The organism is Burkholderia sp. 567 (assembly GCF_040545115.1).
Lineage (GTDB): Bacteria > Pseudomonadota > Gammaproteobacteria > Burkholderiales > Burkholderiaceae > Burkholderia > Burkholderia ambifaria.
In genome coordinates, this window is record NZ_JBEPLG010000002.1 from 182,173 (window position 1) to 194,732 (window position 12,560).

A 12,560-nucleotide genomic window follows, 5' to 3' on the forward strand; every position below is an offset into this window, starting at 1 on the left:
GTCCGGGCAGACGTGCCGCGCCGCGCGCGACGCATGCCGCGGGGCGCGACACCGCTCCTGATAGCGTGCTGCCGCGCGTCGCGCGCGCCAGCCGGCAACTTCCCTGGAGACGAGGTGAATCATGTGCGGAATCGTCGGAGCAAGCGGCCTGAAGAATCAGGTGCCGCAACTGGTCAATGCGCTGAGCCGGCTCGAATATCGCGGCTACGATTCGTGCGGCATCGCCGTGCTGCGCGACGGCCACCTGCGCAGCGAACGCACGCTGCGGCGCGTGGCCGACCTGCAGCACCGCGTGCTGACGCTCGGTCTCGAAGCGCAGACCTGCATCGCGCACACGCGCTGGGCGACGCACGGCGCGCCGTCGGAAGTCAATGCGCACCCGATCATGTCGGGCGACACGATCGCGGTCGTGCACAACGGGATCATCGAAAACCATGACGCGCTGCGCGCCGAACTGCGGCAGCGCGGCTATACGTTTCGCGGCGAAACCGACACCGAGGTGATCGCGCATCTGATCCACAGCGTCTATCGCGACAACCTGTTCGATGCCGTGATCCGCGCGGTCAAGCGGCTGCACGGCGCGTATGCGATCGCCGTGCTGAGCGCGCGCGAACCGCAGCGGCTCGTCGCCGCGCGCGCCGGCTCGCCGCTCGTGATCGGCATCGGCGCGGACCAGAACTATCTGGCGTCCGACTGCGCGGCGCTCGGCGACCTGACCGATCGCTTCGTCTACCTCGAAGACGGCGACGTCGCGCTGATCACGCCGGAGCGCATCGACGTCGTCGATTCGGTCGGATGCGAAGCCAGGCGTCCGCTGTGCGAGGTCAAGGCGCGCGACGACGACGCCGCGCTTGGGCCCTATCAGCACTTCATGCAGAAGGAGATCTTCGAGCAGCCGAAGGCGATCGCCAGCACGATCGACGGCATCGATACGATCTCGCCAGCGCTGTTCGGCGGCGAAGCAAGCGCGCGTGCGTTGTTGTCGAAGACCCGCAGCGTGCTGCTGCTCGGCTGCGGCACCAGCTACTACGCGGGCCTGACGGCGAAATACTGGCTCGAGAGCATCGCGGGCATCCCGGCCCAGGTCGAGATCGCGAGCGAATACCGCTATCGCGATACCGTGCCCGATCCGCACACGCTGGTCGTCGGCATCTCGCAGTCCGGCGAGACCGCCGACACGATCGGCGCGCTCGAGCGCGCGCGCGAGATGGGCCAGGACATGTCGATGGCGATCTGCAACGTGGCGACCAGCTCGATCGCGCGCAGCGCGCCGCTCTGCTTCCTGACGCGTGCCGGCATCGAACTCGGCGTCGCGTCGACCAAGGCGTTCACGACGCAGCTCGTCGCGCTGTTCCTGCTGACGCTGACGCTCGCGCAGCAGCGCGGCCGGCTCGACGCCGCGCAGGTCGCGATGCACCTGAAGAAGATGCACGAACTGCCGGAGCGCATCGCCCACGCACTCGCGCTGGAAACGCAGATCATGGGCTGGGCCGCGAAGTTCGCACGCACGGAGAACGCGCTGTTCCTCGGGCGCGGGATTCACTATCCGATCGCATTGGAAGGCGCGCTGAAGCTCAAGGAAGTGTCGTACATCCATGCGGAAGGCTATCCGGCCGGCGAACTGAAGCACGGCCCGCTCGCGCTCGTCACGAGCGCGATGCCGGTCGTCACGATCGCGCCGGACGACCGCCTGTTCCAGAAGCTGAAGTCCAACATGGCGGAAGTGCGCGCCCGCGGCGGACGGCTGTACGTGCTCGCGGGTCATCAGCTCGAGATCGAGGCCGATCGTGATACGCACCTGATCCGCGTGCGCGAATCGGGCGATGCGCTGTCGCCGATCGTCAACGTGATTCCGTTGCAGCTGCTCGCGTATCACGTCGGCTGCGCGCGCGGCGCCGACGTCGACAAGCCGCGCAACCTCGCGAAATCGGTCACCGTCGAATGACGGAGCGGCACGACCTGGCGCACGCGTTCGCCCTGCGCGCACGCGCGGCCCGGCGTGCCGCCGCGTGGCGCGTCGCTGCCGTTCTGTGCGGCGCGTGCGTTGCCGTCGCGGCGCCGTCGTACACGTGCGCGGGCGCGCCGGTCGTGCATACGGTCACCGTGCAGGAACCCCCGTCGCCGCAGGAACGCGGCGATGCGCGGCGCTTCATGCACGGGATCGGCGTGGCCGACGCCGGCGACGGCCGACGCTGGGTGTTCTTCAGCAGCTCGGGCATCGCGCCGCGCGGCGCGCTGCGCAACGGCAACTGGCCGCATGACGTATACGTCGGCGAATGGCTGCCGGGCAAGCCGGGCCTGCTGCGCGTCCATACGTTCATCAGCCGCCCGGAGGCGCAGGAGCCGGTGTCGATCGCGCAGAACCCGCGCGGCGACATCTTCGTCACGTTCGAGGACGGCTGGGACACGCCGGACACGGTCAGCCAGCGATACGGCATCTACCGGCGCGACCTGAAGCCGGTCAAGCCCTACCCGAATGACGTCGAATCGGGCGGCCACTCGGGGCACGTCGCCGCGGTGGGCGAACGCTTCGTCGTGTTCTATTCCGCCGACTGGATCGACGGCGGCGGCGTCGACGATCTCGGCACCGGCAACGGCGTCTACGTGAAAACCTACGATGCCGAAGGACGCGTGCTGAACCATGTGTCGGTCGCGCCGCGCCGTCGCGAGTGGTGGCCCATGGTCGCGGGCTCGGCGCGCCGCGCGCTATTACTCTGGCAGAAATACATCGAAGGCAGCACGGACGCGACGCTCGAATACGCGCTGTTCGACCCCGTCACGGCGAAGCTCGACAAGCTCGGGGCGCTGAACGACGCGATTCAGTACTACGTGTATTCATCGGCCTACGTGCCGGCGGTCGACCGCTTCGTCGTCGTCACGACCACCGCCGACAATCGCGGCGTCGCGATGCTGATCGACCCGGACGGCCGTCGCGTCGCCACGCTCGACTGCCTGCCGGCGTCGGTGCGGGAGTCCGGAATCGGCGTCGACGGCACGCATGCGTACGTGCCGACCCGCGACGGGCGGCTGCTGACGCTGGCGCTTTCGGCAACGGGCATGTCGGTGAGCGGCGTACAGCGTTCGCCGATTCCGTGGGGCTCGACCGGCATCGCGGGGTTCCCGGCACGCGGCGGGGCGATGCATTTCGTGTCGCTGACACCGTCCGGCGCGCGCGAAGCCGATTTCGACACGGCGCGGGACACGCCGTTGCCGAAGGCCGACGCGCAGTGTCCGACACATTGATGACGATGTGCGTCGATCGTCCGGATCGACGCGAATCACCGATGCCTTTTGAGTCGGCCGCTTCCTTGTGCGTCGTCGGCACGCCGTTGGTCGCGTAATGATGCGCGTGCTGCGGCACGTCGGCCCGATGCACCGCCGCCCGAATCGCGCCGCGCGATCCCTGCGCATGCATCCGGCGATCGGGTAGCCGGACACGCTGCCGTCGACAGGTCCGATTCCCGCCCCTCGGCTCCCGCGCCGCAGTCGCCAGCGCCGCCCGTACCGGATAGACTGTCGCCCGATTCCTTCCATCGGCCGCGGCGCTCGCCCCTTCCGCCGCCGCAACGCCCCTTCCACGGAGTACGAATGCTGAAGCGCCGGTGGTTTTCGCTGTTGCTGCTGATGGTGTGCCTGATCGCCACGCGCGCGTCCGCGCAGGGCGCGCTCGAACTCGACACAGACGGCACGCCGCGCGTCCTGACGCGCGAGGCGCTGCTCGCGCGCGCCGACGCGACGGACATCCACGTGCCGCGCGACATTGCGTACGGCCGGCCGATGACGTTCCGCGCGGTGCCGTTCGCCGCGCTGCTCGGCGACACGCCGCCAGCCGCCGACGGCGTGCTCGAAACGCGCGCGGCCGACGGTTTCGCCGCGCAATTACCGCTGGATCTCGCGCGCCGCCGTGCGCCGGCCGGCGCCGTCGCGTGGCTCGCGATCGAGGATCCCGCGCACCCGTGGCCAAAGCTGCCGGGCAAGCAGGTGAGCGCGGGGCCGTTCTATCTGGTGTGGCTAGGGCCGGACGCGTCGTCGGTGCGCGGCGAGCAGTGGCCGTATCAGATCGTGCGCATCACGGTCGAATCGTCGCCGCTCGCGCGCTGGCCGTCGCTCGCCGTCGATTCGGCGCTGCCGGCAAACGATCCGGCCCGCGCGGGCCAGCGGCTGTTCGTCACGCAATGCCTCGCATGCCACCGGCTCGACGGCGCGGGCAGCAGCCACGCCGGCCCCGACCTGAACGCGCCGATGAATCCGGTCGACTACTTCCAGCCCGCCGCGCTGCGCCGCTACATCCGCAACCCGGCATCGGTGCGCGACTGGCCGGGCCGCGCGATGCCGGCGTTCCCGCCCGAGCAACTGAGCGACCGGGAACTCGACCAGATCGTCGCCTACCTCGCGTACATGGCGCGGCGCAAGGCCGGCAAGTAAGCCGCGCCGCTCAAGCGCCCGCTTCCTGCGCGCTCTGCAGCACCGCGCGCAGCAGCACGTCCGCCCCCGCCGTCGACCATTCCGGCGTGATCGCCTCGGCCTCGTTGTGGCTGAGCCCGTCGACGCACGGCACGAAGATCATGCCGGTCGGCGCGACGCGCGCGACGTAGCACGCGTCGTGGCCCGCGCCGGACACGATGTCCATGTGCGACAGCCCGAGCGCCTGCGCCGCGTCGCGCACCGCGTCGATGCAGCGCGGCGCGAACGGCACCGGCGCATACGTGAAGATCTGCTCGATCTGCGCACCGAGCCCGGCATCGGCCGCCACGCGCGCCAGTTCCGCACGCAGCGCCGCATCGAGTTCGTCGAGCACCGCATCGTCGGGGTGGCGAAACTCGACCGTGAAGAAGCAATTGCCCGGCACCGTGTTGCGCGAATTCGGCCGCGCTTCGATCATCCCGACCGTCGCGCGCGCGTGCGGCGCATGGCGCCGGCCGAGCGCATCGACGAATGCGATCATCCGCGCGGCGCCCACCAGCGTGTCGCGCCGGAATTCCATCGGCGTCGTGCCCGCGTGCGCGTCGACGCCCGTCAGCGTCACCTCGTACCAGCGCTGCCCCTGACCGGCCGTCACGACGCCGATCGTCTTGCCCGCGCGCTCGAGAATCGCGCCCTGTTCGATATGCAGTTCGTACGCGGCATGCACCGGATAACCGCCGACGGGCTCGGTGCCCGCATAGCCGATCCGCGCGAGTTCCTCGCCGATCGTCTTGCCGGCGCCGTCGGTGCGCGACAGCCCGTATTCGAGCGGATAGACGCCCGAGAACACGCCGGCCGAGATCATCGCCGGCGCGAAGCGCGAGCCTTCCTCGTTGGTCCAGATCACGACGTCGATCGGGCGCTCGGTCTCGATGCCCGCATCGTTCAGCGCGCGCACGACCTCGAGGCCGCCGAGCACGCCGTAGATGCCGTCGTAGCGGCCGCCGGTCGGCTGCGAATCGGCGTGCGAGCCCGTCATCACCGGCGCGGCGTCGGGATTGCGGCCCGCGCGGCGCGCGAACACGTTGCCCATCCGGTCCACCCGCACCGTGCAGCCGGCGTCGCGCGCCCACTGCACGAACAGGTCGCGCGACTCGCGGTCGAGATCGGTCAGCGCGAGACGGCAAACGCCGCCCTTCGGCGTCGCGCCGATCTGCGCCATCCGTTCGAGCGATGCCCACAGCCGCGCGCCGTCGACCCGCGGTGCGCGTGCGAGGTCGTCATGCATTGCCGGCCTCCGCTGCGTCGTCGCGCGGCGCGGCCTGCAGCGCATAGCGAAAATCGCAGCGCTTGCCGCCCTGCATGATCGTGCTCGTGCGCGTGAGCGCGATGCGCGGGTCGTAACCCTCGATGAAGTAGCTGTCGCGCGCGCAGCTCAGCAGGTGGCCGATCTCGCCGAGCCCCATCGCGTGATACATCTCCGCATAGCTGCAGCGATGCACGTCGTAGTCGTAGTGCGCGTCGTCCGCGCGGCGCACCTCGACGTCGAGCGCGTCGTCCTTCTCCCACAGCACCTGCAGCGCGATGAACGACTGCACGCTCGTGCCGTCGGGCTCCTGCGCGGCGAACGTGCGGCCCGCGTCGACGGCCGCGCCGCGCACGGCTTCCGCGATCACGGCCTGCGCGCGCTCGGTGCCGAATTCGCGCTTCATGATCTCGTAGATCGGCTTGATGATTTCCGCTTCGATGCGGCGCCGCGCGAGGATGCCGAGGCGCGTGTCCTCGGGTGCCGCCGCGGCTGCGTGGGTCTTGTCGGTCATGGGAACGTCTCCGTCGTTATTTCGTTGCGGGGCGCGCGCCGCCGAGCACGTCGACGACGGTCCACTTGCCGCCGCGTACCTGGTAGATCGTGAACGCCGGGTCCTTCAGGTTGCCTTGCTGATCGAACGCGACCCGGCCGGTCACGCCGGGCCGGTCGATCGCGCGCACGGCCGCGACCACCTTCGCGGGCTGCGTCGTGCCGGCCTTCTGGGTGGCCGCGATCAACGTGGCGGCCGCGTCGTATGCGAACGGCGCATGCAGCTCGATCGGCGCGTGCCAGCGTGCGCGATATTGCGCGTCGAACGCGTTGCCGCCCGGCATCCGGTCGAGCGGCAGGCCCGGCTCGAGCGCCGTCACGCCTTCGCCGTCCTTGCCCGCGAGCGACAGGAAGGTCTGGCTCACGAAACCGCCGGCGCCGAGCAGCGGCGCGTTCACGCCGAGCTGCCGCATGCGGCGCGCGATCGGCGCGGCCTGCGCGTCGAGGCCGCCGAAGAACACGAGATCCGCGCGCTTGCCCTTGATCGCGGTCAGCACGCCGCTGAAGTCGGTCGTCTTGTCGTTCACGTACTGGCGATCGACGATCGTGCCGCCGTTCGCCTGCACGCCCTTGATGAACTGGTCGGCCAGCCCCGCGCCGAACGACGTGCGATCGTCGATCACCGCGATGCGCTTCGCCTTCAGGGACTTCACCGCATACGCGCCGGTGAAGTTGCCGCCCGCATCGTCGTGACCCATGATGCGGAACGCGGTTGCGTAGCCCTGCTGCGTGTATTGGTGGCCGGTGGAGGCCGGCGCGATCTGCGCAATGCCCGCATCGCGATAGACCCGCGACGCCGGCACGCTGCAGCCCGTGTTCCAGTGACCGACGACGCCGATCACGTGCTGGTCGACCAGCTGCTGCGCGACCGCGACGGCCGTGCGCGGGTCGGATTGGTCATCGGCCGCGACGAGCTTGTAGACGACCGGCTTGCCGCCGATGCTCGGATGCTTCGCGTTCGCGTCGTCGATCGCGAGTTGCGCGCCGTTCTGCAGGTCCTTGCCGATGCGCGCGGATGGGCCGGTGAGCGGCGCGGCGAGGCCGATCAGGATCGTCTGCGGCGCGGATTGCGCGAAGGCGGGAACGGCCGCGATCAGCGCGGCCGCGGAGAAGGCGAGACGGGCGGGAAGAAAGGCGAGTTTCATGTGCGGGGACCAGTGATTCGGATCAAAACATGAAAAATATTAAAGATTCGACACCAACACCCCAAATACTCAATTGTTGGATGCTTATGCCATTCCCGACACAATAGCGTAAACACCTGTAAATACAGCGCATTTTAAGATTGTCGCTTACCCTGATTTTTCGATAAAATTCGACACATGAAAAATATCGAACAATTGCCGCATGATCCGCCGTTGCGCGCCGTCCGCGCGTTCGAGGCATTCGCGCGTCTCGGCTCGGTCACCGCGGCCGCGCACGAGCTCGACATCACGCCGTCCGCGGTCAGCCACCAGTTGCAACTGCTCGAAGCGTTCATCCAGACGCCGCTGACCGTGCGCGAAGGCAGGCTGCTCGCGCTCACTGATGAAGGGCGCGACTATTACCGCTCGATCAGCGCCGCGTTCTCGGTGCTGCGCAGCGCGACGCGCTTCGTGCGCGACCGCTCGTCGCTGCGGCAGATCACGATCAGCCTGATTCCGCTGCTCGGCATCGGCTGGTTCATTCCGCGGCTGCATGCATTCCTCGCCGACAACACCGACGTCGACGTGACCGTGCTGTACGCCCATCACCGCAACTATCGAAGCGACGCGTCGGACCTGTCGATCCGCTTCGGCACCGGCGACTGGCCCGGCTACCGCTGCGAGCGGCTGCTGCCGGGCGCGATGGTGCCGATGTGCAGCCCGTCGTTCCTGAAGCGTCACGGGCCGTTCCGCACGCCGGCCGATCTCGCGCGGGCGCCGCTCGTGCACGACGAGGATCGCAGCACCTGGGTCAACTGGCTGCAGGGCGCCGGCGTGCGGCACGTGTCGCATGCGGTGGGGCCGATGTTCGAGGACGGGCAACTGACGCTGAGCGCGGCGCGCGCGGATCTCGGCGCGGCGCTGCTGCGCGCGCCGCTGGTCGAGCGCGAACTGGCGAGCGGCGAACTCGTGCAGCTGTTCGATCACGCGCTCGACGACGGGCGCGACTACTACCTGTGCACGCGCGAAGATGCGGACATGCCGGACGGCGCGAGACGGCTTGCCGACTGGCTGAGGAAGATCGCCGCCTGAGCGGCCGGCCTGCCGCCTGCCGGCCGAGCGGGGCCGCACGCGTGGCCGGCGCGGGCGGCGTCCGTCACGCATGCCGGAGAGCCGCGCGTCACACTGCCCGCCCCCAGCCGCGCTCGGCCGCATACGCGACCGTCGCCCGCGCCAGCTCCTGCGTGCTGTCGATCAACGCGAACGGCGCATCGCGCAACGCACGCGCGGCGATCGGAATTTCCGTGCAGCCCATCACCGCGACGCCCACGTCCCGCCGCGCCAGCGTCGCGAGCGCGCGCGACAGGTACCGCACCGACGCATCGATCTTCCCCGCCTTGACGGCCGCGATGCATGCGGCGATATCGCGCTGCGCGGCCACGGCCGGCATCACCGGCTCGAAGCCGCGCGCACGCAGCGCCGCCTGGTAGAAGCCCGACACCAGCGTGCCGCCCGTGGCGAGCACCGCGACGCGCCGCACGCCGGCCGGCACCGCGGCCACCGACGCATCGACGATATGCAGCACCGGCGCCGCGCTGCACTCGCGCAGCGGCGCATACCAGTGATGCGCCGAATTGCACGGGATCGCGATCACGTCGACACCGCAGCGGTTCAGCAGCGCGACGCCGTCGAGCAGCGCCGGCAGCGGATCGGCGCCGCCGTCGAGAATCGCGCGCGAGCGATCGGGCGTCTGCGTCAGGTTCGCGACGATCATCGGCAGGTGCTCCTGGTCGCAGCGCGCGCGCGTCAGGCGAATCACGCGATGCATGAAGTCGACCGTGGCCAGCGGCCCCATTCCGCCCAATACACCGACAAGCGCCATGATGTCTCCTTCACGCGCGCGGCGGCCGCGCGCAGATCGCGGATACGACGGCCGAGTTGCCGATCACCAGCAACAGCGTGCGCAATATCTCGCAGAACGGATCGACCGCCGCGAACAGCACGAACGCGGCCTCGAACGGCAGGTGCAGCGCCGCGCAGACCATGCCGGCGAGCGACACCGTCACGACCCCCGACGTGCCCGTCGACGCGAATCCGGCCAGCACCGACGCGACCAGCACGACGCACAGCTCGCCGGGGCCGAGCGCGCGTTCGTAGAGTTGCGCGACGAACAGCGTCGCGCTCGCGTAATAGACCATCGGCCCGACGCGCAGCAACGACACGGCGAGCGGCACGACCAGCTCGACGCGCGCGCGTGCGAAGCCGAAGCCGTCGGCCAGGCACTCGATCATGCTCGGCATGCAGGCCACGCTGCTGCGCGTGGCGAGCGCCATCGCGAACGGCGTGCGCAAGCCGGCCAGCGTCTCGGCCAGCGTCGCGCCCGAGCGCTTCCAGATCACGGCGATCGCCGCCGCCATCAGCACGAGGGAGACGACCACAAACGCCATCACAAAGCGAAACATCGCCTCGAGCGGCCCGAATCCGGACGTGCCGATCTGCGCGGCGCCGCCGCAGAACAGCACGATCGGCGTCGGATACGCGAGCCAGTGCATGATCTTCTGGCACGTGAAATACACGGTCTCCAGCGTCTGGCTCAGCGCCGCCGAGATGCTCGCCGGCACGCGCCCCGACGCGAAGCCGAAGAACAGCGAGAACACCAGCGCCTTCAGCGTGTCACCGCTCGCGAGCGCCGCGAAGAAGTTGCCGGGCACCAGCGCGATCAGCATGTCGGCGAGCCCCGACGACTTCTCCGCGGGATCGGTGCCGTACAGCGTCATCACGGTGTCGCTCGCCGCGCCGTCGCTGCCGACCAGCGCGCCGAACGCCTTCAGCGTCGCGTTCGACAGGTGCTCGCCCGGGCGCATTGCGACCAGCACGACCGCGCCGACCACCACCACGAACACCGACACGCAGCCGAAGATCGCGATCACGCGCATCACGAGATCCGATGCACTGCCCTCGCGCAGCAGCCGCTGCAGGCTGAAGATCACGGCGGCCGTCATGAACGGCAGCGCCGTCATCTTGAGCAGACCGACGTACACCTCGCCCACGTAGTCGAACTGCGGCGCGGCGGCCGGCCACAGCATGCCCGCCACGATCCCGAGCGCGAGGCTGCCGAACACCGTCAACGGATGGATCGCGAACGCATGCAGCCGCTCGATGCGTGGCTTGATCCTGCGGGTCTCGTTCATGTTCATTTCAGTGGCCCATCGCATCGAGCAGGGATTTCACGTCGAGCCGCTTGTTGCGCTCGGCCAGGAACTGGTTGACGAACGCGAGCAGCGTCGGCGCGGACACCGGCACGCCCACGGCCAGCGCGTCGGTCAGGTCGTCGAAGGTCGCGACGCGCAGCCGGATCGGCGCGCTCGGGTCGTCCTGCATCACGAGCTTGATCGCGAGCTCGTCGCGATACACGGCCGTCACCGCGCCGGCGTTCAGCGCGTCGAGCGTCGCCGGCCAGCTCGGATAGGTGCGCACCTGCGCGGCCGGGAAGTCGTTGCGCGCGTATTCGGCGTAGGCCGAGCGCGCGACGACGCCGATCGTGCCGCGGTAGTCGCGCACGACTTCCGGCAGCGGCCGCCCTTTCGCGAGTTCCGCGAAGCTGACGCGGTTGATCAGCAGCGCGCGCCGCAGGCTGATGTACGGCGTGCTGAAGCTGACCACCTGCGCCCGCGGCAACGTGCGCGACAGCTTGCTGATCGCGACGTCGGCCTGCCCGGTCGCGAGCAGGTGAACGACGTCGTCGAAGGTGCGCGCGTCGCGGTCGAACTGCACGGCCACGCCGAGCTTTTTCGCGAGCTGGTCGGCGAGGTCGATGTCGACACCCGCCAACGCGCCGTTGCGCGACCAGAAGAACGGCGGCTGGTCGACGCCGAGCACCGCGACGACGAGCGTGCCGCGCGTGACGATGCGCGCGAACTCGGGCGCGAGCAGCCGGCCGTCGGGGATCGGCACGAGGCCGGTGGCGGTGACGGTGGTGGCGGGCGCGGTCGTGGGGGCGGGCGTGGCCGTCGCGGCCGTCACCGCCCTCGCCGCCGTCGCCGCCGGCGCGGTTGCATCGAGGGCCAGCGCCGGCGCACCGCACGACACGGCGATGAATGCGCAGGCCGCGCCGCGCACGTGCCGAAGCACGCATCGGCGCTCGAGGAAAATGTCGCGGCACCACGCAAGCAGCACGCGCGCGGCGCGTCCGGAAAAGAGGTTCATGGCGGTGATTGACGGCGAGTGTCGAACGACCGCGCAGCCGTTCGTGCCGAACGGGTGCCGGGCCCTGGCGCGAAGCGCGTGGCCGTGGTTCGGCGCCGCACGCTCCCGCCCGCCCAATGTGTCAGAAGCGCCGCCCGGCCGAAATCCGCCGGAAGGCCCGGCCCGGATGTCACGGGCCGTCCGGACGGCCCGCCGCAACGGGGGCCGGAAGCAGATAGGAATTCCCGATGCCGTGGATTGAAACAAGCAATTTCACAAACTCGGGGTCAACCCGGATACTGGGAACACTTCATCAACACCACCCCAAAGGAACTCGCAAGATGCCGATCATCAACACCCAAATCAAGCCGTTCAAGGCAACCGCATACCACAACGGCGAATTCGTGCCCGTGACCGAAGAGAACTTCAAGGGCAAGTGGTCCGTCGTCGTGTTCTACCCGGCCGACTTCACGTTCGTCTGCCCGACCGAGCTGGGCGACCTCGCCGACCGCTACGCGGAATTCCAGAAGCTGGGTGTCGAAATCTACGGTGTGTCGACCGATACGCACTTCACGCACAAGGCATGGCACGACACGTCGGACACGATCGGCAAGATCAAGTACCCGATGATCGGCGACCCGACGCTCACGCTGTCGCGCAACTTCGACGTGTTGATCGAGGAAGAAGGGATGGCGCTGCGCGGCACGTTCGTGATCAACCCGGAAGGCGAGATCAAGCTGTGCGAAATCCACGACAACGGCATCGGCCGCGACGCAGGCGAACTGCTACGCAAGGTGCAGGCCGCGCAATACATCGCGGCGCACCCGGGTGAAGTGTGCCCGGCCAAGTGGACGCCGGGTGCGGAAACGCTGACCCCGTCGCTCGACCTGATCGGCAAGATCTGACGCTCACTGCGCGCGCCTCGCCCGAGGCGCGCGAGCGACGCGCCGCGGGCCGCCCCATGCGGCCCGCACCCTCCTCCGGCACGA

11 protein-coding genes are annotated in these 12,560 nt (G+C 69.4%); 5 read left to right on the top strand and 6 right to left on the bottom strand.

Annotated elements, in window-relative coordinates; genetic code table 11:
* The first annotated feature begins 121 nt into the window (after nucleotides 1–121).
* The 3 genes from glmS (at nucleotide 122) to ABIC50_RS06270 (ending at nucleotide 4,425) form a co-directional block, all read left to right on the top strand.
* A complete protein-coding gene (gene glmS / locus ABIC50_RS06260) occupies nucleotides 122–1,945 on the top strand; it encodes a glutamine--fructose-6-phosphate transaminase (isomerizing) (RefSeq protein ID WP_354162387.1) in 1,824 nt (607 codons plus the stop codon).
* On the top strand, nucleotides 1,942–3,243 hold the full coding sequence (locus tag ABIC50_RS06265; protein WP_354162389.1) for a hypothetical protein: 1,302 nt from the start codon (nucleotides 1,942–1,944) through the stop codon (nucleotides 3,241–3,243). Before glmS ends, ABIC50_RS06265 begins: the two co-directional genes overlap by 4 nt.
* A 345-nt stretch (nucleotides 3,244–3,588) precedes the next feature.
* Entirely contained in the window at nucleotides 3,589–4,425 is an 837-nt protein-coding gene (locus ABIC50_RS06270; protein WP_354162392.1) for a c-type cytochrome, read from the top strand.
* Nucleotides 4,426–4,435: 10 nt separating this feature from the next.
* Here the strand turns inward: ABIC50_RS06270 and ABIC50_RS06275 are convergent, their stop codons facing one another.
* From ABIC50_RS06275 to ABIC50_RS06285, 3 genes are read right to left on the bottom strand one after another with little or no spacing between them, the layout of a single operon-like run.
* Entirely contained in the window at nucleotides 4,436–5,692 is a 1,257-nt protein-coding gene (locus ABIC50_RS06275; RefSeq protein ID WP_354162395.1) for a Zn-dependent hydrolase, read from the bottom strand.
* Nucleotides 5,685–6,224 (bottom strand): L-2-amino-thiazoline-4-carboxylic acid hydrolase, encoded by a 540-nt coding sequence (locus ABIC50_RS06280; RefSeq protein WP_105830142.1) that lies wholly within the window; start codon nucleotides 6,222–6,224, stop codon nucleotides 5,685–5,687. The genes ABIC50_RS06275 and ABIC50_RS06280 overlap by 8 nt, the downstream gene beginning before the upstream one ends.
* Nucleotides 6,225–6,240: 16 nt before the next feature.
* On the bottom strand, nucleotides 6,241–7,407 hold the full coding sequence (locus ABIC50_RS06285; RefSeq protein WP_354162398.1) for a branched-chain amino acid ABC transporter substrate-binding protein: 1,167 nt from the start codon (nucleotides 7,405–7,407) through the stop codon (nucleotides 6,241–6,243).
* Between the two features lie 177 nt (nucleotides 7,408–7,584).
* Between ABIC50_RS06285 and ABIC50_RS06290 the strand changes: the two genes are divergently transcribed.
* Nucleotides 7,585–8,478, top strand: coding sequence for a LysR substrate-binding domain-containing protein (locus tag ABIC50_RS06290; RefSeq protein ID WP_011658529.1), 894 nt, complete (start codon nucleotides 7,585–7,587; stop codon nucleotides 8,476–8,478).
* Nucleotides 8,479–8,566: 88 nt separating this feature from the next.
* Here ABIC50_RS06290 and cuyB read toward each other — a convergent pair whose 3' ends face one another.
* From cuyB to ABIC50_RS06305, 3 genes are read right to left on the bottom strand one after another with little or no spacing between them, the layout of a single operon-like run.
* Nucleotides 8,567–9,268, bottom strand: coding sequence for a cysteate racemase (gene cuyB, locus ABIC50_RS06295; protein WP_354162401.1), 702 nt, complete (start codon nucleotides 9,266–9,268; stop codon nucleotides 8,567–8,569).
* Between the two features lie 10 nt (nucleotides 9,269–9,278).
* Complete coding sequence (locus ABIC50_RS06300) at nucleotides 9,279–10,583, bottom strand: dicarboxylate/amino acid:cation symporter (RefSeq protein WP_354162403.1); 1,305 nt, start codon at nucleotides 10,581–10,583, stop codon at nucleotides 9,279–9,281.
* A gap of 1 nt (nucleotide 10,584) precedes the next feature.
* A complete protein-coding gene (locus tag ABIC50_RS06305; RefSeq protein WP_354162405.1) occupies nucleotides 10,585–11,592 on the bottom strand; it encodes an ABC transporter substrate-binding protein in 1,008 nt (335 codons plus the stop codon).
* Nucleotides 11,593–11,912: 320 nt separating this feature from the next.
* Between ABIC50_RS06305 and ahpC the strand changes: the two genes are divergently transcribed.
* Nucleotides 11,913–12,476 carry an alkyl hydroperoxide reductase subunit C gene (ahpC, locus tag ABIC50_RS06310; RefSeq protein WP_011658525.1) on the top strand — a complete coding sequence of 188 codons (564 nt, stop codon included), beginning with the start codon at nucleotides 11,913–11,915 and terminating at the stop codon, nucleotides 12,474–12,476.
* Nucleotides 12,477–12,560 lie beyond the last annotated feature (84 nt).